The 24,359-nt window shown below is 64.0% G+C and carries 24 protein-coding genes, 1 tRNA gene and 1 pseudogene; 16 read left to right on the forward strand and 10 right to left on the reverse strand.

The genetic code is table 11. The annotated features are described in order from the left end of the window. Positions 1-73: 73 nt before the first annotated feature. Entirely contained in the window at positions 74-367 is a 294-nt protein-coding gene (locus E3O54_RS00175) for a helix-turn-helix domain-containing protein (protein ID WP_104100222.1), read from the forward strand. On the opposite strand, the gene E3O54_RS00180 is transcribed toward E3O54_RS00175, so the two are convergent. The 3 genes from E3O54_RS00180 to E3O54_RS00190 are packed head-to-tail and all read right to left on the reverse strand — an operon-like array spanning position 364 to position 2,649. After that, entirely contained in the window at positions 364-1,110 is a 747-nt protein-coding gene (locus tag E3O54_RS00180; protein ID WP_104100221.1) for an ABC transporter ATP-binding protein, read from the reverse strand. The genes E3O54_RS00175 and E3O54_RS00180 overlap by 4 nt on opposite strands. After that, complete coding sequence (locus E3O54_RS00185; RefSeq protein ID WP_233191298.1) at positions 1,110-1,910, reverse strand: ABC transporter permease; 801 nt, start codon at positions 1,908-1,910, stop codon at positions 1,110-1,112. The genes E3O54_RS00180 and E3O54_RS00185 overlap by 1 nt, the downstream gene beginning before the upstream one ends. A gap of 46 nt (positions 1,911-1,956) precedes the next feature. Then, positions 1,957-2,649, reverse strand: a complete 693-nt coding sequence (locus E3O54_RS00190; protein ID WP_134342956.1) for an NTP transferase domain-containing protein — start codon at positions 2,647-2,649, stop codon at positions 1,957-1,959. A 993-nt stretch (positions 2,650-3,642) separates the two neighbouring features. Between E3O54_RS00190 and E3O54_RS00195 the strand changes: the two genes are divergently transcribed. The 3 genes from E3O54_RS00195 (at position 3,643) to E3O54_RS00205 (ending at position 6,647) form a co-directional block, all read left to right on the forward strand. Continuing rightward, entirely contained in the window at positions 3,643-4,629 is a 987-nt protein-coding gene (locus tag E3O54_RS00195) for an ABC transporter ATP-binding protein (protein ID WP_241976693.1), read from the forward strand. Next, a complete protein-coding gene (locus tag E3O54_RS00200; RefSeq protein ID WP_241976694.1) occupies positions 4,605-6,179 on the forward strand; it encodes a PAM68 family protein in 1,575 nt (524 codons plus the stop codon). The genes E3O54_RS00195 and E3O54_RS00200 overlap by 25 nt, the downstream gene beginning before the upstream one ends. A 177-nt stretch (positions 6,180-6,356) precedes the next feature. Beyond that, positions 6,357-6,647 carry a DUF3039 domain-containing protein gene (locus E3O54_RS00205; protein WP_104100218.1) on the forward strand — a complete coding sequence of 97 codons (291 nt, stop codon included), beginning with the start codon at positions 6,357-6,359 and terminating at the stop codon, positions 6,645-6,647. A gap of 15 nt (positions 6,648-6,662) precedes the next feature. Here the strand turns inward: E3O54_RS00205 and E3O54_RS00210 are convergent, their stop codons facing one another. Both E3O54_RS00210 and E3O54_RS00215 read right to left on the reverse strand, forming a co-directional pair. Then, complete coding sequence (locus tag E3O54_RS00210) at positions 6,663-7,985, reverse strand: nicotinate phosphoribosyltransferase (RefSeq protein ID WP_104100217.1); 1,323 nt, start codon at positions 7,983-7,985, stop codon at positions 6,663-6,665. A gap of 52 nt (positions 7,986-8,037) precedes the next feature. Next, a complete protein-coding gene (locus tag E3O54_RS00215; protein ID WP_198411397.1) occupies positions 8,038-9,270 on the reverse strand; it encodes a beta-ketoacyl synthase in 1,233 nt (410 codons plus the stop codon). Positions 9,271-9,513: 243 nt separating this feature from the next. Here E3O54_RS00215 and murI point away from each other — a divergent pair, with 243 nt between their 5' ends. The 4 genes from murI to E3O54_RS00235 all read left to right on the forward strand — a co-directional run bounded on the left by murI (position 9,514) and on the right by E3O54_RS00235 (position 12,707). Next, positions 9,514-10,377, forward strand: a complete 864-nt coding sequence (murI, locus tag E3O54_RS00220; RefSeq protein ID WP_134400686.1) for a glutamate racemase — start codon at positions 9,514-9,516, stop codon at positions 10,375-10,377. Beyond that, the gene (gene rph / locus E3O54_RS00225; RefSeq protein WP_104100214.1) at positions 10,374-11,108 is read left to right on the forward strand and encodes a ribonuclease PH; all 735 of its coding nucleotides are present in this window, start codon (positions 10,374-10,376) and stop codon (positions 11,106-11,108) included. Before murI ends, rph begins: the two co-directional genes overlap by 4 nt. A 4-nt stretch (positions 11,109-11,112) precedes the next feature. Further along, complete coding sequence (rdgB, locus tag E3O54_RS00230) at positions 11,113-11,703, forward strand: RdgB/HAM1 family non-canonical purine NTP pyrophosphatase (protein WP_104100213.1); 591 nt, start codon at positions 11,113-11,115, stop codon at positions 11,701-11,703. Between the two features lie 92 nt (positions 11,704-11,795). After that, on the forward strand, positions 11,796-12,707 hold the full coding sequence (locus E3O54_RS00235) for a cation diffusion facilitator family transporter (protein ID WP_104100212.1): 912 nt from the start codon (positions 11,796-11,798) through the stop codon (positions 12,705-12,707). A 67-nt stretch (positions 12,708-12,774) separates the two neighbouring features. On the opposite strand, the gene E3O54_RS00240 is transcribed toward E3O54_RS00235, so the two are convergent. The 3 genes from E3O54_RS00240 to E3O54_RS00250 all read right to left on the reverse strand — a co-directional run bounded on the left by E3O54_RS00240 (position 12,775) and on the right by E3O54_RS00250 (position 14,415). After that, positions 12,775-13,539: a DedA family protein gene (locus E3O54_RS00240; protein WP_370247015.1), complete on the reverse strand. Its 765-nt coding sequence runs from the start codon at positions 13,537-13,539 to the stop codon at positions 12,775-12,777. Between the two features lie 109 nt (positions 13,540-13,648). Continuing rightward, positions 13,649-14,332: a DedA family protein gene (locus E3O54_RS00245; protein ID WP_134400687.1), complete on the reverse strand. Its 684-nt coding sequence runs from the start codon at positions 14,330-14,332 to the stop codon at positions 13,649-13,651. 1 nt (position 14,333) lies between these two features. Then, positions 14,334-14,415, reverse strand: a tRNA-Leu gene (locus E3O54_RS00250). 40 nt (positions 14,416-14,455) lie between these two features. Here E3O54_RS00250 and E3O54_RS16130 point away from each other — a divergent pair. The 4 genes and pseudogenes from E3O54_RS16130 to E3O54_RS00265 all read left to right on the forward strand — a co-directional run bounded on the left by E3O54_RS16130 (position 14,456) and on the right by E3O54_RS00265 (position 17,856). Continuing rightward, positions 14,456-14,605 (forward strand): hypothetical protein, encoded by a 150-nt coding sequence (locus E3O54_RS16130; RefSeq protein WP_166790071.1) that lies wholly within the window; start codon positions 14,456-14,458, stop codon positions 14,603-14,605. Next, a pseudogene (locus tag E3O54_RS00255) lies at positions 14,602-15,486 on the forward strand (CpaF family protein); the annotation flags it as partial. The gene E3O54_RS16130 and the pseudogene E3O54_RS00255, both read left to right, overlap by 4 nt. Positions 15,487-15,526: 40 nt before the next feature. Further along, the gene (locus E3O54_RS00260; RefSeq protein ID WP_166805172.1) at positions 15,527-16,978 is read left to right on the forward strand and encodes a recombinase family protein; all 1,452 of its coding nucleotides are present in this window, start codon (positions 15,527-15,529) and stop codon (positions 16,976-16,978) included. Between the two features lie 341 nt (positions 16,979-17,319). Next, on the forward strand, positions 17,320-17,856 hold the full coding sequence (locus E3O54_RS00265) for a hypothetical protein (protein WP_166805173.1): 537 nt from the start codon (positions 17,320-17,322) through the stop codon (positions 17,854-17,856). A 129-nt stretch (positions 17,857-17,985) separates the two neighbouring features. Here the strand turns inward: E3O54_RS00265 and E3O54_RS00270 are convergent, their stop codons facing one another. Next, positions 17,986-18,759 carry a hypothetical protein gene (locus E3O54_RS00270; RefSeq protein ID WP_134400691.1) on the reverse strand — a complete coding sequence of 258 codons (774 nt, stop codon included), beginning with the start codon at positions 18,757-18,759 and terminating at the stop codon, positions 17,986-17,988. A gap of 488 nt (positions 18,760-19,247) precedes the next feature. Between E3O54_RS00270 and E3O54_RS00275 the strand changes: the two genes are divergently transcribed. Beyond that, complete coding sequence (locus E3O54_RS00275; protein ID WP_241976695.1) at positions 19,248-19,820, forward strand: DUF2511 domain-containing protein; 573 nt, start codon at positions 19,248-19,250, stop codon at positions 19,818-19,820. Positions 19,821-20,468: 648 nt separating this feature from the next. Here the strand turns inward: E3O54_RS00275 and E3O54_RS00280 are convergent. Next, on the reverse strand, positions 20,469-21,749 hold the full coding sequence (locus tag E3O54_RS00280) for a hypothetical protein (RefSeq protein ID WP_134400693.1): 1,281 nt from the start codon (positions 21,747-21,749) through the stop codon (positions 20,469-20,471). Between the two features lie 298 nt (positions 21,750-22,047). Here E3O54_RS00280 and E3O54_RS00285 point away from each other — a divergent pair, with 298 nt between their 5' ends. The 3 genes from E3O54_RS00285 to E3O54_RS00295 all read left to right on the forward strand — a co-directional run bounded on the left by E3O54_RS00285 (position 22,048) and on the right by E3O54_RS00295 (position 24,138). Further along, complete coding sequence (locus E3O54_RS00285) at positions 22,048-22,320, forward strand: hypothetical protein (protein ID WP_134400694.1); 273 nt, start codon at positions 22,048-22,050, stop codon at positions 22,318-22,320. A gap of 146 nt (positions 22,321-22,466) precedes the next feature. Next, positions 22,467-23,180 carry a DUF4238 domain-containing protein gene (locus E3O54_RS00290; RefSeq protein ID WP_166805174.1) on the forward strand — a complete coding sequence of 238 codons (714 nt, stop codon included), beginning with the start codon at positions 22,467-22,469 and terminating at the stop codon, positions 23,178-23,180. Between the two features lie 124 nt (positions 23,181-23,304). Then, entirely contained in the window at positions 23,305-24,138 is an 834-nt protein-coding gene (locus tag E3O54_RS00295; RefSeq protein WP_166805175.1) for a hypothetical protein, read from the forward strand. Positions 24,139-24,359 lie beyond the last annotated feature (221 nt).

Below are 24,359 nucleotides of genomic sequence, written 5' to 3' on the forward strand. Positions count from 1 at the left end.
GTGTCCCGATGAGTTTACGTGCCCCGGCTGGGTGCCACTGGCGGAAAACTCGGTGCGCGCCTATACAAGGAGAATGCCTGAGCCGAAGTCAGAAGCATCCCGAATCCTCGGTGTTCGCCTGCGTCGTCGGCGGCGCCAGCTGTCCCTCAATCAGGAGGCCGTCGCCCACCTGGCCGGCCTCAACGTGTCCAACTACGCGCGGATCGACCGGGGACTTGGCAACCCCACTTTCCATACCCTGATCCGGCTTGCCACAGTGCTCGGCATTGAGCCGGGCGATCTGATGACCGGGTTCAATTCCGCTCAACTGCCGCCCTCCCGGGACGGCCTGGAAGATCCGGATGCCGTGATGGCCTCGGCCCGTTAGGCCGGCTTGATCCCGTATTGCGAGTTGTAGAGCGCCAGCACCTCGGTGATGGGGGCATCCAGAACCAGCGCACCCTTGTCAAGGTAGAGGCCTCGGGTGCAGAAGCGCTTGAGGTCCCGCTCGTTGTGGGACACGAAGAACAGAGTTCGCCCACCGGCGAGCAGTTCCTCGATCCGCCGGTAGCACTTTTCCCGGAACGCCTTGTCGCCGACGGCGAGCACCTCGTCCACGAGCAGGATGGGCTCCTCGAGCCGGGAAATCACGGCGAACGCGATGCGCACCTTCATACCACTGGACAAGTGCTTGTAGGGCGTGTCGACGAAGTCGGCGATCTCCGCGAAGGCGATGATCTCGTCGAAGCGCGCCGCGATCTGCTTCTTCGTCATCCCGTGCAGGCCCGCGGTCAGGTAGACGTTCTCGCGCACAGTGAGGTCGTCCACGAAGCCACCCGTGATCTCGATCAGCGGGGCCACACCCTCGGTCACGCGCACCGAGCCCTCGTCGGGCAGCACGACGCCGGTGACCAGCTTCAACAGGGTCGACTTGCCCTGCCCGTTGCGACCGACCACGCCGATCGCCTCGCCGCGCTGCACCGTGAACGCAACGTTCCGCAGCGCCCAGAATTCGTTCGGGCGGATGCGCCGCCTCCGGGCGGCGAACAGGTCCTTGAACGAGCGCCGACCGCGTCGATTGCGGCGGAAACGGATGCCGACACCCGTGAGGGTGATCACCGGTGCCGACACTAGATCTCCTTCAGGACGGCGCGCTCGGTGCGCGTGAAGACAACCAGGCCGGCGACAAGAAAGAGGACCGACATCAGCGCGCTGATCAGCACGAGATTCCAATCGAGCTGCTCGGGGAAGAACGCGGCCCGGTACAGGCTGAACAGGCCGCTGAGCGGATTGAAGCCGGCCCAGAACTGCAGTTCCGTGGGCAGGTCCGCGGTGCCATAGATGATCGGCGATGCGTAGAACAGGAAGCGGAGGATGAGCTTCACGGCCCGCTCAAGGTCGCGGAAGAAGACCACGAGGGGAGCGACGATCAGCCCGATCCCTGCGGTCAGGATCGTCTGAAGCAGGATCGCGAGGGCGAAGAGGGCCGCACCCGCGCTGAGTTCAGCCCCGGAGATGAGTGCGAACAGCAGAAGCACCGGGATGGACGCCACAAACTCGATGCCCTTGGACAGCACGAGCCGGTTCACCCAGATCGTGCGGGGTATTCGGGTGGACCGAATCAGCTTCGCTTCGCGCAGGAACGCGCGCGTGCAGTCGGACACGGTGCCGTTGAACCACATCCACGGCAGCAGCGCCGACAGCAGGAAGACGATATACGGTTCGTTGCCCACCGTGCGCTGGAAAACCTGGGTGAAGACGAACCAGTAGATACCGGCCATGACCAGAGGGTCGAGAATCGACCAGAAGTAACCGAGCAGCGACGTCGAGTAGCGCACCCGCAGATCCCGCTGCGTGAGCAACCAGAGGGAATGACGGTACCTGGCGAAAGACGTGCGCTGCTCAGGGCGCACTTCCGCATATCTACTCACGCGCTCTATCGTAGGGGCGCGGCGCGCGCCCCCGCGAAAGGCGCCGCTAGACGAAGAGGTTCGCCCGTTCGAGATCCTCGGCGAAGTCGACCTCGACCGCGTAGAAATCGGAGATGTCGAGAGGCTCGACCAACAGGTTGTTCTTCTCGATCGCGAGTTCGATGCCGCGCTCGAAGTAGTCCTGGTCGGCGACCTTCGTCAGGTGGTGGACCAGTACAGCCTTGTACGCGCTGGAAATGAAGTTGATGCCCACTGCCTCGCCCAACCCGCCCTTGACAGTCTTGGAGAGTTCTTTGATGTAGCCCTCGGCGCTGGTCGTGTACTTGACCTCCTCGTCGGACACCTTGGAGGTGTTGACGGTGACGAAGGACTGGTCGCGAGCGACCATCGCGGCAGCGCGGTCGAGAATGGCCGGGTCGAAGACGACGTCACCGTTCATCCAGAGCACACCGCCGGTGGTGGACGCCTGGAGAGCGCGCAGAAGGCTCTTCGAGGTGTTGGTCTGGTCATACTCTTCGTTGTAAACGAAGGATGCCTGCGGGAAGGCCTCGATGATGTGCTCGAGCTTGTAACCGACCACGATGGTAACTTTCGCCTTCTTGCCGAAGGCGTGCGCGATGTTGTCGAACTGCTGCTGCATGATTGTTCGACCGTCGTTGAGTTCGGTGAGCGGCTTCGGAAGCGAACGTCCGAGTCTGCTGCCCATACCTGCTGCCAAAATGACTACCTGGGTGGTCACGATTGTCTCCTCAAAAAAGAATTCGAGTGACCGAGACTCCCTCAGATTCAGATCGAGTTTGTCTAGGGTTCACTTGTACGTTCACGTATAGACACACCGTTATGCCAACTCGAGAGTACCCTACGCCCTCGGTTGGGGGGAAGAGCGGACTCCTTTCCGTGTTGCTTTCGTGACCCGGGCGCCCGTGGCTGGGCAGCGCCTGACTGTGTTTCCGGGTGACCCCCGAAGCCTGCGATGTCAGACGGTCCTTGGTAGGTTAGCGAGGTGACTCCAGCGCCCCCGACATCCGAGCCCGACGAGCAGAAGGTGCCCACTTCTGCGCTAGATTCTGCTGAAACACAGGCCACGACGCCGGCTGTTGTGCGCACCGTCCCGGTGCGCAAGGCCCCTGTCCCCAAGGCGCCGCCGCGCACGAAGGCTACCCCCCGTGTGGCCGCCGGGCGACCGAGTACGGCCCGCGCAAAAGCGGCTGCAGAAGCGAGGGAGGGCACCCCCGGGGCGCCCCTTCCGAAGAAACCCGCGGCCAGGGCCAGCCCAAAGCCCGCACCGAGACCGGGCCCGAAAAGGCCCGTCGCAGCGCCGGAGTCTGACTCTGAAGGCACGTCGCCGACGGCCGACGCCCCGACACTCGCCTCTCCTCCCATCACCGCGGCTCGCACGACGTCGGCTCGCACGACGTCAGTACGGGCCACGGCCGCGCGCACGGCGGCGGCGAAATCTGAGTCCGTCGCGAAAACCGGCGCGGCCCGGTCCAGTGCGGCCAAGGCCAGCGCAGCGCGGGCTGCGGCCATCCGGGCGGCGACCTTGGCTGCGGCCGCGGCCGCGGCCGCCGTCGCCGAACCTGACGCGAGGTCAGTCGAACCTGTCTCTGAGCCTCTCACCACTGACTCTGAGAGTGTCGAACCTGACGCGGAGCCCGCCACGCAGGTTCTGCCGGAGTTTATCCCGTCGCCGGGCGAGGAGGCCGAGCCGGTCCTGGTCACCGCGCTGTCCGTGCCCCAGCCATTCGCTGCCGACGCATCCGCTGCCGACGCATCCGGTGCCGACGCATCCGTGTCGGCAGGCATCGAACTGGTGCCCGTACCGGTGCAGCTGCCTGGGTCCGCCGAAACGGAGCTGCTGCCTGCCGCCGCCCCCGCTGCCGCGGAACCGCCCGTCGTGAAACGGGCCTCCCGCAAGCGCGCCCCGGTGATTGCGCCGACTGCGCTCGATCTCGCCCCGCCGGTTGTGCTCGCGGTCAGCGGTCTGCACAAGAGCTTTGGCCGGACCGTGGCGGTATCGGGCATAGACCTCGAGGTTCGCGCGGGGTCGTTCTTCGGGATCGTCGGGCCCAACGGCGCCGGCAAGACCACGACGCTCTCCATGGTCACCGGGCTGCTCCGGCCGGATGCGGGCACCGTCACGGTGAACGGCATCGACGTCTGGGGGAGCCCGATGGCCGCCAAGCGCATCATCGGCGTTCTGCCTGATCGACTGCGCCTGTTCGACCGCCTGACCGGAGCCCAGCTGCTCTATTATTCCGGGGTGCTCCGGGGTCTCGACGACGTCACCGTGCGGCAGCGCGCGGCCGACCTGGCAACCGCCTTCGGCCTCGAAGACGCGCTTAATCGCCTCGTCGCCGACTACTCGGCCGGCATGACGAAAAAGATCGCACTCGCCTGCGCGATGATCCATTCGCCGCGACTGCTCGTGCTCGATGAGCCGTTCGAGTCCGTCGACCCGGTCTCCGCCGTCAACGTCACGGAGATCCTGCAGAAATACGTCGCCAGCGGTGGAACGGTCGTGCTGTCGAGCCACGGAATGGATCTGATCCAGCGCGTCTGCGATCGTGTCGCCATCATCGTGGAGGGTGCGGTGCTGGCCTCCGGCACCATCGACGAGGTTCGCGGCGAGAAAACGCTCGAGGAACGGTTCATCGAGCTGGCCGGTGGACGCAAGGTGGCGGAGGGCATGGAGTGGTTGCACAGTTTCTCGGACTGAAAGTCCGCCTGCTCGCCAATCTGTTCCGGCGCAGCCCCTGGCAGGTCGCCGGCATCGTGATCGGCCTGCTCTACGGCCTCGCCCTGGCCGTCGGCCTCTTCGTAGTGCTCGTCGGGCTGCGCTTCACGGGAGATCCCGTCGCCATTCGCGACGGCCTGGTCGTCGCTGGATCACTCGTCGTGCTCGGCTTCCTGCTGTTCCCGCTGGTCTTCGGGATCGACGACACCATGGACCCGCGCAAATTCGCGACCATGGGCATCCCTAGCCGGAGGCTTTCATTCGGTCTGGCGCTGTCCTCTCTGGTCGGGGTGCCCGCGTTCGTGCTCTCGGTCGTACTGCTCGGCACGGTCGTGACCTGGTCCCGCGGCCTCTTAGTGACGGTGCTCGCCCTCGCCTCCGCCACCCTGCTGCTGGCCACCTGCATGCTCGTGTCCCGGGTGAGCACGTCGCTGGGGGCGTTCCTGCTGGCAACGCGTCGATCCCGGGAATTCACCGGAATCATCGGGGTGCTTCTTCTGGTGATGATCGCCCCCGTCGTGCTTCTGGCGCTCAACTTCGATTGGGGTCGCTACGGCCTCGACCTGATCGGCGGGCTGGCGGGCATCCTCGGCTGGACGCCCCTCGGTGCGGCCTGGGCCGTTCCCGGGGATGCCTCCACCGGGCTCTGGGGTGCGGCCGTGCTCAAGCTCTCGATGGCCGCGGCAACGACGTACCTGCTGTGGCTGGCCTGGCAGGGACTGGTGGCACGGATGCTCGTCACGCCCGGCCGCGAGGCTCAGGCCCGCCAGTACGGCGGGCTCGGGTGGTTCGACAGCATGCCGCACACTCCGATGGGTGCGATTGCGGCCCGTAGCCTCACCTACTGGCGCCGCGACTCCCGGTACTGGATGTCGGTGATCGTCATCCCGGTCATTCCACTGATCGTCATCTTGCCGTTGTCGTTCGCGGGGTTGCCGATCTCCTACCTCGCTCTTCTGGCGGTGCCGTTGATGAGTGTGTTCCTGGGCTGGACCCTGCACAACGACGTCGCCCTGGACCACACCGCGGTCTGGCTGCACGTGGCTTCCGGCACCCGCGGATTCGAGGACCGGATGGGCCGGTTGGTTCCCGCACTCTTCGTGGGGATCCCGATGATCGCGGCGGGGTCGGCGATCAGCGTGTCGGTCTACGGCGACTGGGCGGTGATGCCGTCCATCCTGGGGGTGAGCACCAGCATCCTGCTGACCGGGCTCGGGCTCTCGAGTTATTCATCGGCGCGCTTCCCCTATCCGGCGACCAAGCCGGGAGACAGCCCTTTCGCTCAGCCTCAGGCGTCGGACACGGCGGCCGCGCTGATCCAGTCGTTCACCTTTGCGGGGTCGATCCTGCTTTCGCTCCCGGCTCTCGCCTGCGCGCTGCTCGGCGTCTTCGTCGACCCGGTCTGGAACATTCCGGCGCTCGTGCTGGGCGTCGCCAGCGGACTGATCACGCTCGTGGGCGGGGTCTTTCTGGGTTCGCTCGCGTTCGAACGGCGCGGGCCGGAGATGATCGCCTCCGCCGTGCGGGCCTAGGCGTCCTGACGTTCGCGTGGCGCGCGTGCTGCGCCGCTGCGCCGCTGCGCCGCCGGCACGCCACGCGCGGAGGGGCGCAGCTCCCGCGCGACTCGCTCGCGGTATCCTCCGGGCTCCGGCTCGCGGGCAGGATCGGCAGGCCTGCCGGTGTGCCCGCGGGTTGTTTAGACTGAGTGCATGACTGATCACTTTCGCGCGAGCATCGCAGAACCCGGAAACCCCGGCAGCGGCGGCGGCACCTCGACGCTCGACCGTGAGCTCGAGCAACTCCTCAACCAGGAGCACATCGAGCCGGGCGACCACGAGCGTTTTTCGCATTACGTGCCCAAAGACAAGATTCTCGAATCGGCTATTTCCGGCAAGCCGGTGCGCGCCCTCTGCGGCAAGAAGTGGCTGCCCGGACGCGACCCGGAGAAGTTCCCGGTCTGCCCGGCCTGCAAGGCCATCTACGAGAAGATGAAGGCCTGACCTGCCGGTTGAGCGCTACCGGTACAGGGTCGGGATGACGGGGTCGCCGCGCCCGAGGCGGAAGGCCTCGATCGGCAATTCCTGCATGACGGCTGCGTGGTGCGCGCGGGCGCGGGTCGTGCCGGCCGCCCCGAGGTAACTTTCGTCGATCACGCCGTCGGTGATCAGAGGCACCAGCAGCACGCGGTCCCGGCCCGAAGGCTCTGCGGGCGGAGTGGAGTCGGCCGGATCCTCGCCGATCAGGACGACCTCGGCGCGCGCGATCCCGGCGGAGTCGAGCCGGCGCACGGCCCGCTTTCGGCCGCCGACCGAGCTCTTCGCGGGTGAGGTCTTGGCGACGGGCACCCAGTCTCCGGCGTCGTCGCGGTGCGCGACGAGTTTGTAGACCATCCCGGCGGCGGGGGAGCCCGAACCGGTCACCACCGATGTGCCCACGCCGAAGGCGTCCACGGGCGACGCGGACAGGGCGGCGATGGAGAACTCGTCGAGGTCGCTGGTGACGGTGATGTGCGTGTTGACGGCACCGAGCGAGTCCAGTTGGCTGCGGGCCTCCGCCACCCTGGTCGGCAGGTCGCCGGAGTCGATCCGGATCGACCCGAGCGCCGGTCCGGCCACCCTGACGGCCAGTTCGATGCCCGCGGCGACGTCGAAGGTGTCCACGAGCAGAGTGGTGGCCGGTCCGAAGGCCGCGATCTGGGCACGGAAGGCGTCTTCCTCGCTGTCGTGCAGGAGAGTGAAGGAGTGGGCGGCGGTGCCCATGGTGGGCACGCCCCAGCTGCGGCCGGCCTCCAGGTTGCTGGTCGAGGCGAAACCGGCTATGTAGGCGGCCCGGGCGGCGGCGACCCCGGAGTACTCGCCAGTGCGGCGCGAACCCATTTCGGCGAGGGGGCGGCCCAGGCTGACCGAGACCATCCGTGCGGCCGCGCTGGCGACGGAGCTGTCGTAGTTGAGCACGCTGAGAATCAGGGTTTCGAGGATGACGCATTCGGCGAAGGTGCCGTCCACCGTGATCAGGGGCGAGCCCGGGAAGTAGGCCTCGCCTTCCCGGTAGCCCCAGATGGTGCCGCGGAAGGCGTAGTCGGCGAGCCAGGCGATGGTGGGCTCGCGCACCACACGGTTGTCTCTCAGCCAGGTGAGTTCGGCATCCGTGAACCGGAAGGCCCGGATGAGATCGAGCAGCCGCCCGGTGCCGGCCACGATGCCGTAGCGGCGGCCGGAGGGGAGGTGCCGGGCGAAGGCCTCGAACTGGCACTCTCGTGCGGCGGTTCCACTTTGGATCGCGGCGTCCACCATGGTGAGTTCGTACCGGTCGGTGCGGAATGCTGAGGTTTCGGTCACCCGGAAAGCTTATCCGCCCGGCCCGATACGTGTTCTTGTCGGAGCAGAAGGCCTACAGCGCCCCGAAGGCGACGATGCAGTTCTGCCCGCCGAAGCCGAACGCATTCGCCAGGGCGAACTTCACCGGCTTCTCCCGGGCGACCCGCGGCACGTAGTCGAGCGTGCAATCCGGGTCCGGGGTCGTGTAGTTGATGGTGGGCGGGATGATGCCGGTTCGGACCGACAGGGCGCAGAGCAGGCCGGAGAGGGCACCCGCGGCGCCGATCATGTGGCCGGTCATCGACTTGGGGGCGGTGACGGCGATGGAATCGGCAGCGTGCCCGAGTGCCTGGCGTATCGCCGAGGTCTCGGCCCGGTCGTTGGCTTGGGTGGACGTGCCGTGGGCGCAGATCATGTCGATGTCGCTCGGGTTCAACTTCGACTTGATGAGTGCGCGGGTCATGGCCAGGCTCGCGAACTTGCCGGTGGGTTCGGGCGCGACGATGCTGTGGCCGTCGCTGGTGAGGGCGCCGCCCAGCACCTCCGCGTAGATCTGGGCGCCGCGGGCTCGGGCGTGGGAGAGCAGCTCCATCACGAAGATGACCGCTCCCTCACCGAAGACGAGTCCGTTGCGGTCGGCGTCGAACGGCCGAGAGGCCTCGGCCGGGGAATCGTTGTTCTTGGAGGCCGCGTGCATGGCGTTCAGGCCCGCGAACATGACGGGCGTGATCGCAGCCTCGACCCCGCCGGCGATGACGACGTCGGCGTCACCCATGACGAGCATGGTGCGTGCCTCGAGGAGTGCGTAGGCTCCGCTGGCGCAGGCAAGGGCACTCGCGTTGACCGGTCCGTGGACGCCGAGGTCGATCGCGATCTCGCAGGCGGCCATGTTCAACAGGGCGGAGGGCACGAAGCGCGGCGGGATGCGCCGGGAGTCGCCGGAGTTGACGAGCTCGGTGGCTTCCTGGATCTCCGCGAAGCCGCTCACGGCGCTGTTGACGACGACCGCCGTGTCGATGCCTTCCATGGAGGCGCCGAAACCGGCGTCAGTCACCGCCTCGCGGGCTGCGGCGATCGCGAGCTGCGAGGCTCGGGATGCGCGCTTGACCTGCTTCACGGTCATCCGCTCGGCCGGAATGAAGTTCTTCACCTCGCCGGCGATCTGCGTCGGCAGACCGGCGGGATCGAATTGGGTGATCCGGGCTACGCCGCTGCGGCCGCCGGTGAGACCCGACCACGTGTCGCGCCAATTGTTGCCCAGGGGCGTCAAGGCGCCCAGCCCGGTGATTACGACTCGATCATTCACGGCGATCATCTCCTCAAACAACGAATGTGACGTCATTCTGTTGCGGCGTCCGTCGGTTGGCGGGAGCCATATTCCGAGTGTAGTTACGGCCATATTCCCCGAATGGAACGTGCTGACGCTACCGGGGCGAGACTGGGAACATGCCGTCAATCTTCCTGTCCGAGAGGTGATCTCCGGCCGCGCCGGACCGGGTGCCGCGCGTACACGGGTGGGGGTCAGGGATTCCGACTAGGCTCGACCGTCGTGACGGATGCACCGATTGGAATCTTTGATTCCGGAGTGGGCGGCCTGACTGTCGCCCGGGCAATCAAGGATCAACTGCCGAATGAATCGATCCTCTATATCGGAGACACTGCGCATTCTCCTTATGGCCCGAAGAGGATCGCGGATGTGCGCGGTTTCGCCCTTGACGTTCTCGACGACCTGATTGCCCAAGATGTGAAAATGCTGGTCATCGCCTGCAACACCGCTTCGGCCGCGATGCTCCGGGATGCCCGTGAGCGCTACAGCGTTCCCGTGGTCGAGGTCATCCAACCGGCCGTGCGCCGTGCCGTGCGCACCACCCGCAACAACCGGGTCGGCGTGATCGGAACACTGGGCACAGTCAAATCGCGCGCCTACGACGACGCGTTCGCCGCGGCCACCGACATCCAGCTCCTGACGCAGGCCTGCCCACGGTTCGTCGAATTCGTCGAGGCGGGAATCACCACGGGCGACGAACTACTGTCGGTCGCCGAAGGCTATCTCGCCCCGCTGCGGGCCGCGGAAGTCGACACGCTCGTTCTCGGATGCACGCACTACCCCTTCCTGCGCGGTGCCATCTCCTACGTGATGGGGGACACCGTGACCCTCGTCTCCAGCGACACTGAGACGGCCAACGACGTGTACCGGCTGCTGGTGAGCCAGGGCCTGGAACGCACCGAGCAGGCGCCACCCAGCTACCGGTACGAGGCCACCGGCGACAGCACCGACGATTTTCTGCACCTGGCTCACCGGCTGATCGGGCCGGAAATCGGTCGTGTCGACCTGGTCGAGACCGGGTCCTTCAGTTTGAGCGAGCTTGCCGAGTTCGCCGCATCGCATCCCAACCCCAAGGAGACCCCGTGACCGACACCGTGCGCGTAGACGGACGAACGAACGACCAGCTGCGCCCCGTCACGATCGAGCGCGGTTGGAGCGACCAGGCCGAAGGGTCGGCCCTGATCTCGTTCGGGCGCACCAAGGTGCTCTGCACGGCCTCGTTCACCAACGGCGTACCTCGCTGGATGGCCGGCAAGGGCAAGGGCTGGGTCACGGCCGAGTACTCCATGCTGCCGCGCTCCACCGACTCTCGGATGGACCGCGAATCGGTCAGGGGCCGCATCGGCGGGCGCACCCACGAGATCAGCCGCCTGGTCGGACGCAGCCTGCGCGCCGTGGTCGACATGAAAGCGCTCGGCGAGAACACCATTGTGTTGGACTGCGACGTGCTCCAGGCCGATGGCGGTACCCGCACCGCGGCCATCACGGGAGCCTACGTGGCCCTGGCCGACGCCCTCGAGTGGGGCAGGGAGAAGAAGTTCCTCAGCCAGAAGGCCCAGCCTCTGATCGACAGCGTCGCGGCCATCTCCGTGGGCATCGTCGGCGGTGAGTCCATGCTCGACCTTGCCTACACCGAAGACTCCCGTGCCGAGACCGACATGAACGTGGTCGTAACCGGCCGCGGCCTCTTCGTGGAGGTGCAGGGCACGGCCGAGGCCGCGCCGTTCGACCGCACCGAACTTAATTCTCTGCTCGACCTGGCGCTGGCCGGGACGATCTCCCTGACCGAGTTCCAGACGACGGCGCTGGGGCGCTAGGGCCATGCAGGTCGTTCTCGCCACCCACAACCAGCACAAGGTCGAGGAGCTGCGGCGCATCCTCGCCCCCCGGCTCCCCGACCTCGACGTGCTGGCCTACGACGGCCCCGAGCCGGTCGAAGACGGCGTCACCTTCGCCGAGAACGCTCTGATCAAGGCGCGCGCCGCCGCCGCGCACACCGGTCTGCCGGCCATCGCCGACGACTCCGGCATCTGCGTGAACGTCCTCGGCGGTTCACCCGGCATCTTCTCGGCCCGCTGGGCCGGGCCCGCCCGGGACTCCGACCAGAACCTGCAGCTGCTGCTCTGGCAGTTGGGCGATGTGGCCGCCGAGCACCGCGGCGGACACTTCACCTGCGTCGCCGCGCTGGCCATGCCCGACGGCACGGAGTGGCACGTGACCGGGGAATGGCTCGGGCAGATCCTGACCGAGCCGAGCGGCGCCGGCGGCTTCGGCTACGACCCGATCTTCCTGCCCGACGGCTATGCGATCTCCGCCGCCGAGCTGACCCCGAACGTGAAGAACGAGCACAGCCACCGGGCGAGGGCCTTCGGCAAGCTGATTCCGGTGCTGGAGACGCTGCTGGAAGCCTGACCGGCGCATCCGTCTCGACTGCTGAGAACGGCACTCATTCCCAACTGACGGCTGAACTGGCGGCCGGGTGCCCGCGGCCCTAGCGTGGAGGCATGGGCCATGATCACGCGCACACCTCGCAGACGAACCGTGCGCGTCTGTCGGTGGCGATCGGGATTGTCGCCGCGGTGCTCGTGGTGGAGGTCGTCGGCGCCTGGCTGACCGGTTCCCTGGCCCTGCTGGCGGATGCCGGCCACATGTTCTCCGACCTCGCGGGTCTGATCATCGCTCTGACGGCCACCGTGGTGGCCGCGCGGCCGGCTACCGACCGGCAGACGTTCGGTTACCAACGGGCCGAGGTGTTCGGCGCCCTGCTGAACGGGCTCATCCTGGTGGGGGTTGCCATCGCCGTCGTGATCGGCGCCGTCGGCCGACTGGTCGACGCCGGCGGCAGCGAGGTGCGGGCAACTCCCATGCTGGTCGTGGCCGTGATCGGCCTCTTGGCCAACGTTGCGGCCCTGCTCCTGCTGCGCCCGGCGGCTGAGTCGTCGATCAATATGCGCGGCGCTTACCTCGAGGTGCTCGGGGACACCCTGGGCTCAGTGGCGGTCATCGCCGCGGCCGGGGTCATCCTGGTGACGGGCTTTGTACAGGCCGATGCGATCGCGTCGCTGGTCATCGCCGGCATGATCGCGCCCCGAGCCCTCGTGCTGCTGCGCGACGTGGTGCGGGTGCTGAGCGAATCGGTGCCGGCCGCAACGGATGTCGCAGAGATCCGACGGCACCTGCTGGAAACGAACGGCGTGGTGGCGGTGCACGATGTGCACGTGTGGATGATCACCTCCGGAGCCCACGTCTTCAGTGCCCACGTCGTGGTCGAACCTGTGGTGCTCGGCTCGGGTGGCTCCGGCGCACTTCTCGATGAGCTTTCCGCGTGTCTGGCCGACCATTTCGATGTGGACCACTCGACGTTCCAGCTCGAGCCGGCCGAGCACGCGGCGCACGAGGAGAACCCGCACCGGTAGCGTGACCCGCCGGGAGCAGCCCGGACTGTGTTGAGCCCGGACTGTGTTGAGTCCGACTGCGTTGAGCTCAGAGGTCGTGCTTGTGCTCGTCGTGCGTGTGCTTGTGGATGTCCTCGAAGGCGTCGGCGTCGAGGACGAGGCTTCCGGTTTGGATGGTCCGTCCGGTGCGTGCGTCCCGGCGGGCTCTGGACGCGGACTGTAGGTAGTGGAAGACGGTGGGGATGAGCGTGATGAAGACCGCGGCCAGCAAGATGATGTCGATGTAGTTCTGAACGAAATCTGCGACTGGCGGGATGTAGCCCAGGAAGAAGCCGAAGTAGGTGAGGCCGGTGCCCCAGAGGAGGGCGCCGATCAGGTTGTACAGCGAGTATTTGCGGTAGTCCATGTGGCCGACGCCGGCCGCGACCGGGGCGAAGGTGCGCACGATCGGCACGAAGCGGGCCACGATGACGGCCACGCCGCCGAAGCGAACGAAGAACGCGTTCGTGCGCTCGACGTTCTTGATGCTGAACAAACCGGATTCTTTGCGCTCGAAGACCCTGGGCCCGAACTTGTGCCCGATCAGATAGCCGACTTCTCCGCCGAAAAAGGCCGAGAATCCGATGGCCAGGGCCACCCACCAGATGTCGATCTGGATGACCCCGGCAAAGGTCAGCAGGCCGGTGATGACCAGCAGGGTGTCGCCGGGAAGCAAAAACCCCACCAGCAGGCCGGTCTCGGCGAAGACGATCGCGCAGACGCCCAGGAGGGCCCAGGGTCCGAACCCGTTGATCAGGACTTCCGGGTCGAGCCAGGGGATGACTGCCGTGGGAAGCAGGGCTGTATGAATCACTAAGAAACTCCTGTGGGCGTCGGTCAGATCGGCCGGGCGGCGGGATCACTGTGTGCTCTGTTATAGGCTAACGCGGTTTTCCGACAGTGCGCCGTGGGCTCGCAGTGGGTCAGGGAGCCTGGACCACTGTCGGGTCGTCGGGGAGCGCGCTGCGGGCATCCAGCCGGTTCTGGGCGCGATCCATCAGCAGGGTGCGCATGCCGAAGATGATTGAGGCGGTGATGAAGACCCCGGCGATGACATAGGCGGTGCTCTTCACGCCAGGGATGGCGGCCGCGTAGTAGCCGGTCAGAGTAAGACCCACGCCCCAGGCCAGGGCTCCGACCAGATTGCTGGTCAGGAACGTGTAGTAGTTCATGCGGCCGACGCCGGCGATCACGGGCACGAAGACGCGGCCCCATGGCATGAACCGGGCGACGACCACTGACCACCAGCCGTACTTGCGGTAGAAGGTCTCCGTCTTGGCGATGGCCGTGCGGGTGTGGCGGCCGCCGTGGCGGTCCAGGTAGGAGCGGCCGAAGTGGCGCCCGAGCAGGAAACCGACCTGGTCACCCAGGAACGCGGCGATGCCGGTTCCGACGGCCAGAACGGCGATGCTCAGGCTCGGCGTGGATGCAGCCACCAGGCCGGAGCCGAAAAGCAGGGAGTCGCCGGTGATGAACGGGATGAAGACCCCAAGGAACACCGCCGTTCCGGCGAAGACCAGGGCCCAAACGAGCAGGTAGAACAGAACGACGCTGGTACTCTCCAGCAGTTCGTTCAATTGGCCGTCCAGGGCCGAGATGTGACTCATGTGCGGGAGAGGGGACTTGAACCCCCACGCTCGAAAGCACAGGAACCTAAATCCTGCGTGTCTGCCAATTTCACCACTCCCGCGAAGTGCGCTTCCAGTGTACTTCGAGGGAGAGCCCCGCCCGTGAGCGTTGGCCACCTCTCTGGACCGGGCACCGGGGCCACCGCACTGTCGCATCGCCGCACGGGTCGGCCAGATCTGCACGTCTCCGGGCGCGTGGCTGTGGATAAGTCGGGCGTGGTCGGCGAGGGATGGGCGATCATGCAGGAATGAGCGAAGCCGTGCGCATCATCACCGAGCAGGTTCGCACTCGGGTGCGTCGCGACGGCGTCGACCTGGCGTCGAACTCCGGGCTCGCCGAGCAGTACGTGCGCGACGAGGTGCAGCGCTACGCCGAGCGGGCGCTCGGCAACTCCCTGCCGCTGATCGCCGACGAGCGCCAGGCGGCGCGCGAGGTCGTGGCCTCACTGACCGGGTTCGGGGCGCTGCAACCGTTCCTCGACGATCCCGGCATCGAGGAAATCTGGATCAACGCGCCCAGCCGGGTGTTCGTGGCCCGCGACGGGGTGCCCGAGCTGACCACCATGGTGCTCACCGCGCGGGAGGTGCGCGACCTGGTCGAGCGGATGCTGCAGGCCTCCGGCCGCCGCGTCGACCTCTCCTCCCCGTTCGTCGATGCCTCTCTGCCCGACGGGTCGCGGTTACACGTGGTCATCCCGGATATCACGCGCCAGCACTGGGCGGTCAATATTCGCAAGTTCACCCGGCGCATCCGCGACCTGAACCAGCTGGTCGGGCTCGGGTCGCTCACGCAGCAATCGTCCGAGTTTCTGCGCATGTGCGTGCTGGCCGGGCAGAACATCCTCGTCTCCGGTGCCACCCAGACCGGCAAGACCACCATGCTCAACGCCCTGCTCTCGGCCACGCGCAAGAACGAGCGCATCGTGACGGTGGAGGAGACGTTCGAACTCGACCTGGCCGCGCGCGACGTCGTGGCGATGCAGTGCCGCCAGCCGAGCCTCGAGGGAACCGGGGAGATCACCCTGCGCCGCCTGATCAAGGAGTCGCTGCGGATGCGCCCCGACCGGCTGATCGTCGGCGAGGTGCGCGAAGCCGAGAGTCTCGACCTGCTCATCGCCCTGAACAGCGGGCTAGTGGATATAGAGTAAGACAATTATGAGAGCAGCCCTATACATGCGCATCAGCCAGACGGACGAGAAGTTCGACAAGGTGGAACTTCAAGAGAAGCGTCTCAGGAAGCTGGCCAAGGACAACGGCTACACAGTGGTGGACGCTTTCTCAGACGACGGCGTCAGCGGCTGGTCGGGTAAGACCCGCCACGGCTGGCTGAAACTAATTGATGGTGTCAAAGCCAAGGATTTCGACATTGTGTTGGCCACCGCCGAGGACCGCTTCACTCGAAACTCAGAGGAGAAGATGGGCTTTCAAGTCGAATGTGCAAAGGCTGGTGTGAAGTGGCACACCCTTGGTGGCGGACAGCTCGACCCCTCGAATGCTCCCGGTGGCCTGATGGGAACAATCTCAGGGGCCATTGCTCAGTACGAGTCCACCGTCAAGTCTGATCGTCTGAAGGCGCGTTTCGAGGATGAGACCATGAACGGCAAACCCCTCTGGGGAACTCGCCCCTTTGGCTATGCTCGCAACCGGATCGACTTGGAACCAGAAGAGGCTGCCGAGCTGGCTTGGGCGTACCTGACAATACAGGACGGGGGCAGTGTCTACTCAATTATCAAGAAGTGGAACCAGGAAGGCGTCCTCACTACGCAGGGTAATCCTTGGAGTTGGGCCACTGTTCAACAGATGCTGAAGCGCCCCCGGAACGCAGGCCTTGTCGTCCGCCAGGGTGTCATTCAGGAGGGGATCACAGCGGTTTGGGAGGCCGTCGTCACAAGGGAGGACTGGGAGGCTACCTGTGCGATTCTCAGTGATCCCAAGAGGCGCACTGCCGCAGGCAGGAAACAGTCGCACCTGGCCGCAGGCCTGATCACCTGCGGGGTATGCGGTTCCGTCATGCGGTCTGCGCGGGCCAATCTCAAGGGGGTGTCCGTTCCGATCTACCGCTGTGCAACCAAGATGAACGTTCAGTCGGATGGCAGGCGGCACCCGACTGTACAGACCGACATCCTCGACCCCCTCATCACAGAGGCGATCGTGGCCGCTTTCATCTTCGGACCCACCAACCTGATCGCTGATCACAAGGCTGTTCCCACCGATGATTTGCAGGCGAAACTCTCCAAGGTGCGAGGAGCCAGGCAGCGTGTGGTGTCCCTCGTAGTCGATGATCACATCAGCCAAGGGGAGGCAGCAAAGCAACTGGATAGCCTCAAAAAGCAGGAAATGGGCCTGGAAGGTGAGCTGGCCGAAATCCGACGCACGTCGGCGCAGGGGGCAATGGCTCTGGGTCTCAAAGCGAGTTTGTTCACCGGAAAGCGAGTGGACTTTGCCAAGGCGGTCGACGCAAAGAAGGCACTCCGAGAACGATTCACGAGCCTTCCGCTAATCCATCAGCGCGAACTGTTGAAGAACCTATTGAGTGTGACTGTCGATGTCGGACGCTCCAGAGACCGAATTCAGATTACGCATCTGAGGGCGACCAGCCTCAACGAGGTTCCAGAAGCCCAATAGGCCGACCGTTCGGCACGCTCCCGTTCCAGTGCTCCTGCCTGTTATCTGCCCGACCAGGGGCTCTGCGCGCTGACTTCCCAATGTAACGAATGAGTAACGTAATGGGTCATTCAGTGAATTACGCCTGGCCGGCACCCCCTGGCCGATCACAATTGTGCTTGGGAGATACACTGCCGAACTCGTATTACGAGGGACGTGGAAGTCCGCCCCTCGCCCTGCTCAGTGGTTTCTTCTTAGAGGCCGTCAAATCTGAGCTGAATGGGTAAGGGAGGATTTCTACCCCCTCGTGGGGGTGGATAAGGACAGGACGTTCATCCCCAAGATTCAATAAGAGGTGAACTATGCCAACTCCAAGCAAACGTGTCAGAACGCAATTCTCGCGCACAGATGCCGACTTCAAAACGATGGCTTCTGAGGGCCAGATCAGGGCGATCAGAGGCCTCATGGCATCACTTCACCTAAGCATCGCCCCGGACGTGGAAAAGAAGCTCAGATACCAGACGACCTCGGACCAAGCGGATACGTGGATAAAGAAGCTCCGGAACCCGGACCAAGAACACACTCCTCAGATCGGCTACCTCTTGGGGCTTCGCGAGAAAGCCCGTAGGGCTGCCAGCGCCGAGGAGGTGGAGGCTCTAAGAGGCTTGTCAACTAAGGAACTGTCCTCGCTCACGCAACAGGCGATGCGGGACGTACAGGAGTGGAACGATACACACGGCGTACCCATTCCTAAATGGAGGATGGTCCGGGGCCTGTTTAGCCAGGAACTTCTCGAAAGGAACGGCTCATACAACACACCACGTCTCAAGCCGGGCCCTCGAAAACTCACCCTTGATGAACTCCGCAGATCGGTAGGGGCTCAAACCGGCGCCATTTGAGATTCGAGAAACGTGTGTGTCATGGGGGACGCAGTCTTGTGTAACACCAGGGTTACATTTCTTGGCTGGCGGAAAACCCATCTACGAATTTCGTCTCGTTGAGTGTCAAATGGCGTCGCATCTCAACCATCAGGTCGAACTTGTGACTGTTGCCGCCTGGTCCAGCGGTAGTCCTTGAGATGCCTCAACGTACTGTGTGTACCCCGACGTGATTGCGGCCACTACAGAACCGATCGTCACGAGAGCCAGCAAAACCGTCAGTGGCGAATAGGGATCCGTGGTTGAGATGGGCTGCCCTGTCATGGAGTAGAAACCAGTCAGAAGCCATATGAGCGTCCACGCACCCAGAATGCCGCGAGCTGTCTCAGTTCCTTTCACATATTCATGCTTGTCGGTGTTCCTAATCTTGTACGCCCAGATAGCGACGACGAAAGCGACAACCAGCCCTGGGAAGAGCAGTGCAATACCGGTGATCACCCCTTCAGCGGCAGGAATATTGGCAAAGGCCGTCAGCATCATTGCGTCGCAGAAGAACGGAAAAAGGAACCATCCGGGCGTGTATTTTCCAGGGAAATAGCGGTTCAGCGCTGTAGCCAGAGATGGGACTCCGAAGGCAAGGCAAGTAACAGTAAGGCCCATGAAGAAATCGCCCCGAGGTGCAAAGACGAGTAGCAGCAGGTAAGCGACAAAGAACACGAGCGCGGTGATAGCCCAGATGGCCCAACCTTGCCAGGGCTCGGATGTGCCCTCACGGGACGCTGCTGCCGAATTCTTCTTTCGATGCTCGGCCCAAGCAAGTAGAAGCAGATTGAGTCCAAGTCCAATGCAGACGCCTGCTGCGCTTGCGATGGTCGTTCTCCACCAGGCATCACGCGGCACGATGGAAAGGAAGGTCAGCATCATTCCCAACGCAATGAGGCCTAGCCCCGTCATTACGACGTGCTTGACTACCCGCTCGTAGCCGATCCTCAAGTGTCGAAGCATTGCGTTTCCCCCCAGTGCCGGTGCAGGCTGATCCGGCAGAATATCCCCGTATCTGCCTGTCAGGTTAGTGGTCTAGGGACCAGTGCAGACACCGCTTACCTCGTCGGACTCGAGCACCCAGTTTGAGCCTTAGCAGTGGTCGCGCGCCCGGGGGCACATCCGGGCCTCGAGGATCGGGTTCTCTCGTTCGCACTTCCAGCGGCCGCTCCTTCTCGATGTGGCGGGTCTCGACACCTCAGCCATGGACGGGTCGATAGAGTCTGAGCATGCACGTAGCCAACACCTCCGCAGCGCTGATCTGGACATTTGCTCTCGCTGTCCTGCTCTCGGGGTGTTCCAGTGCCCCGGAGCCCGCTCCGCCAAGCGCGTCACCGACACCTACCGTTGCGGACTCTTCGCTCAGCGACATGGAACGGGTCGAGCGAGCACAGCAGCTCGTTAAGGACGAGCTACCCGACGCGCCGATCTGGGAGGGTATGACTTTCGCTGGAGTCGTTCTGGATGAGGCAGCAGTTTGCGTAGACCGGAACTGGGGGCCAGGCGGGGGTCCAGGAGAAACCGAGGCAGGTGGCGTAGCCGGCTACGTCATCGTCACCTTCCCCAGTGATACCCTCGGCGAGCCGCAGGAGGGAACATGCGCCGACTACGCACCTGCCGAGGAAGAACCTGGCAAGGCGATCGACGTGCCAGCTGATGTGAAGAATAATCCCGGCCTTCTTGTCAGCACCGATTTTGGCGTGGATTGGCCACTCACCGTGCCCTACGTCGTCGTCCGTTGCGAGGAGAAGATCGCTGACGGACGGACTCTGCAACTTGTCATGCTGGACACGCCGGACGGAACCGCCTACGCCGTGAACGGCACTGCCCGCGACCACTCCGACCTGCCGGACATCTTCCCCATATGGTCAGCGAACCCCGACGTGGACGGACTCAAGGTCGACATCTCACCCGTCATTGACGCAGGCCTCGCGCTCTGTTGAATCCCCTCAGGGGAGAACGTCGATGCCAGACAGTTGCGCTCTAATCGAGGAGCTGGGGCAGCGATACCGGCGGAACACATCGCTCCATCCCGCTCGCGCCGTCGCAAGGGGCTAGGCGGCCGTCGAACGCGGTGGCTGGAGAGCGAGATGTCGTCGCTCCCACGACACGTCACGAGTACTACTTTCGGTCGGCAAGGCGGCCGCAGCCTGGATCGCCCGGACAGGCTGAGATGGCACGGGCCAGGACTCTAGCCTCCTTCGGTGGCTTCAGCTGAGCGGACGGTTTTGCTCCAGGCATCGGAAATGCGGCGGGCCATTTTTCGAACTTCACCGCGGGTGACGACAACCATCAAGTAGCCATCAACAATCCCTTGATCTGTCTCGGTCGTTCTGGCCGCGGCTGTCAAAAGGGAGTCGCAGCACGCCGGCTGAACTCGACTCCAGGGAGATGACTCTGTATTGAAATTCGCGACCGAGCGCCGCACCAGCGATCCCCGAAGACCCGAAGACCCGAAGACCCGAAGACTGATCCTTCAACGATTGTGGGTGCTTCGCTGCAGCCCCGGCCTGACGAAAGAAGCGCCAGGCTTCGAGGGGTAGGTCCGCCTCTTCCAAGCCCAAGCCGCTCGCAATGGTGCGAGAAAATTGTCAACCCCGTTGTGAGTGATCTGAGTTTCCTCGAAGATCACCGGCCCCCCCCAGACCATTAGGGCGAGAGAACGGGATCAAAGCCTGAACTTCGACTCCACCGATGGTTGCCGCTGTAAGTGCTAGTACTTCCGTTTTATCCGGATGCTCGGCCGGACGAGTGAACTCCCCATCGACGAAGGGCGAAGGGCTGGTCCACGCTTCCGCCACCACGAGAACGCCCGTCGCATCGACTTCCAGCGCAAGTTGCGCGACCATTTTCGCCAACTCCCGCTTCTGCTGCGCGTTCTCAGCGACCAGGAGGCGGTTCGCCAAGTATTTGGGCCCCCGAAAGAAGATTACAAACCAACCATGGTCTTCCCCGGAACGAAGGATTGCCTTTGCGCGTTCAATTTGCACGGGAAGGAGGTCGATGATGTTGCGAGCATTGCTCTGATCCAACGCGACAGTGGGTCTACCAGTCTCGTCAAGGTACCGAAGGGCACCCTGCGACCGTAGATTCGGGTCAAATTCGACTTCTGAAATCAGGCCAGCTTCAGACTCGGTCCCAGAATCGGCCCCCACAATCCGTGTCCGGAGATGGCGGGTGGTCGCCATACAGCCAGGAGGCCTCACTGTGGTTGTCAATGCACCGTCCGGAGTAGGACCTCCGCACCCGTAGCCGTGACTGCAGGTCGCGCCCGCTTGTTGGTGCGCACTGATCAAAACACTAGCGAGGACCGCGTAAACGTGGGCCAAGGCTGCGTTGAGTTCGCGACCGGGAAGCTGTGCATCCTCCCACCGCCGCTCAAATGAGACGGTTGCCTCCCTCACCAAGGATTCAGGAACACCGGAATCACGAAGATAGCTCGAAAAATCCTGTACACGGGCGAGCGGAGGTACAGGGACTCCGGTCCGGCTGAGTGTGAGGTTGCCTTCCAGGTCCTCCGCAACCTCGCGTGCAGCATCGTTGTAGTCAAATTCGAGCCGAATCGTTGTCTTGGATGTGGCCTCCAGGTCGCCAGAATGAACGATCCTCACTCGCGCCTCGTTCAACCACTTCAGAATCGGATCAGCACGCATTGCCTCCTGCCATGGCGCATACCAAGGCTCGAAGCCTGGAATGCGGGCTTTCTCGGATTGGAGGATAAAGGTGGTGTTTCGGGCCGCCTGAATTGCCGCATTCAAGTCCGAAAGATACTCGTCAGGATCGCCGTAGCCGTCCATCGCCCGGTGCCAGAAGCGGTGCACCTCGAGCAGCCGCCTCATGCTGGCAGGAATCGGGCATTCAGAATTGTCCATGTCTGAATCCTGCCTCATGGCCGGATGGCTACCCGTCACGGCGGGTTCCGTCCTTTGACCAGCGGACAACCCTGACCAACGAAACCAAGTAACGTCATGCGCGGTTCTATCGATGGTCCGTTCGGCCGCCAACCTGGTGGCTGCGAGCGGTGGATCACAGAAGGTCCCTGTAGCCACCCTCCGCTCACAACGGGTTCTCCAGAAGGATTACAGGGGAGCGGTGGAGTGTTCAAACCCGGTTCACCCTCGTACAACGGTGTAGATGCAGCATCCGACGCTTGAATCCAGGAGAACCCTCATGAGCAACTACACCTCGACCTTGACCCCGCGTGAATACGCCACGATTCCCGCGGCGCACGCCGTGAAGATTGGACTGAAGGACCAGGACTACGCTGCGTTGCTTTGCACTGACAAGGCTGGCCAGCGTTGGACCAGAGTGGGCACCGATCTGAACTATTTGAAGATGCTCATCCTGGGAGCGTCATTCCGTCCCAGGGCGACTGGGGTGTTCAATATCCCTCCGGCAACATTCCCCCAGGTTCGCGCTGGTTGGCCAGATGACTGGGTCTGATCACTTTCGACCGAATTGGGAAAGGATTAGTGTCGGAGCCCGGAGCCCGGAGCCCGGAGCCCGGAGCCCGGAGCCGTACTCGGAATCACAAACGGTCGTTTCCGGCCTGCCAGAGGCAGCTACGGTTGAGCCGAGGAGGTATGGCTATGGGAGTCAAGCGCGGGCACATGGTGTCAAAGGGTTACATCGAAGCTTGGGCCGTCAGCCAAAACGTCGTCGATGTGATCGACATTCAGGATCGGCGCGGCTTTCCATCATCCATCCGCAACGCCACGGTGGTGAGCTACGTCTATGACCCCAAGGTGCTAGCCCTCGACCTTGAAAAGGCCTACTCGAAGATCGAGGACGTTGGCACCCCCGTAATCGTCAAGCTGCGCAAGGGAGGGCAATCGCTCACAGATGAAGAGCGCGACGCAATGATTGCCTTTCTCGACATGCATCTGGATCGCGGTCGGTACGCCGACCAGACAAAGCTCCGCGCGCCGGCCCTGGTGCTGAAAACCGGGGGCGAGATTGAAGAGGCCGAGTTGGGCCTTGGCGATGTGCTGCTGCTCTCCCAATCACTCCCCGAAGTACTGAGGCTGCCGACGCTCGGGCTCGATCAGTGGGAGTGGAAGGTGTGGCCCGTCGAGGGTCTTGTCACCGGAGACGGTGCGGTACTCCTGTGGGGATCATCGTCAAAGGACGCCGAAATCTGCACAGTCACGTTCCCCCTGTCCCCCACCCGACTGCTCGTAATCGGCCGAGACTTGCCGGACGGGGTTCCCATGAATGACCGCATAGCTTCGAACAGCAAGCGTTGGATCGTCGGAGTGCACGGATCGCTCAAACTCGACTGGGCTGACGCGACAGATGTATAGGCCGGAGTATGGAAGATTAGCGACGGCAGGAGCTTAATCCAGCAGCGTGTCTGTCGTCGAACTGAGCAGGCCATTTGAGCCGCTTTGAATGCTGCCCGGTAACTATCGCTTACGGGGTGTGGGCGTGCACGCACCGCTGAGTAACTTGACCTACATGCACATCTCACAGAAGACGGTCGGTCTGCTCATCGACTACCTCGCCGCAAATACTTCACAGGCGACGCTGGGCGGCGAGTTGAAGCGGCACAACCTGGGTGATGCTGACCCTGGCCCGGACGATCGCCCATTCTCGACAATGAGCAAGGCCAAGCGAGCGGATAGAGCTCTCAGTGCGGCACTGAAGAGCGGCAAGGAAGACGATCTGGTCGATCTTGCCAATTCGGCTCTGCGTGGCCAGGAAGACGACACCCGCGCACCCGAGTGGGCGCGCGAGTTGCTGGCATCGCTCCGTGCCGATGGGTTCGCGTGCACCGCCACTAGAACCGTCGTGGCGTCTACGTCAACCTGGTCGACCAGCTCAACGCCGGAGATTCGATGGGCGATCACACCACTGGGCTACACCGGGCTCCCCGTCGCGTCGCTCGGTTCGGATCTAGCCGACCAGCTCAGCACCAAAGCCTTCGCGACTGCGGCCGGCCATTACAACCAGGCGCTCAACGCCTTCCACACGAGAGACTGGGCAGCATCCAACAGCCAGCTACGTACCACCTTTGAGTCCGTGCTGCTCGAACTGGCAACCCGTCGCACCGGGACTGATGCACCCGGCGGCGGTCGAGCTATCGATGCTCTGGAAGCGAACGGTGATCTGCCCTTCGGGCCGAACGAGTACGTCCGCGGGCTCTGGAAGCTGAGCCACCTTGGAGGTTCACACCCCGGACTCAGCGACGAAGAGGATGCGCACCACCGCATCTATGCGGTCAGCGCGATTGTCGGCTGGCTCGTACGTACGTACGCCTAATCGCCGGCGGGCCAGCTTGCTCGTCCGGCAAACTGCTGAAGCAACCAATGTTGAACGCGGAGGCGAAGTTACAGCTCTGCTGGCGCTTTGCTGAAACGACGACTCTCAAGAAGCACGCCTCGGGTACGTCTCTCCGAAACGGTGGTTTTAGTGCGACGCGAGTCCACCTGACAGGAAGCACTCCAACCCGCCTGTTTGCACTATCAAAACTCATCTCTTTA

The sequence above is a fragment of the Cryobacterium sp. TMT2-4 genome (genome assembly GCF_004402575.1).
In the GTDB taxonomy this organism is placed as follows: Bacteria; Actinomycetota; Actinomycetes; order Actinomycetales; family Microbacteriaceae; genus Cryobacterium; species Cryobacterium sandaracinum.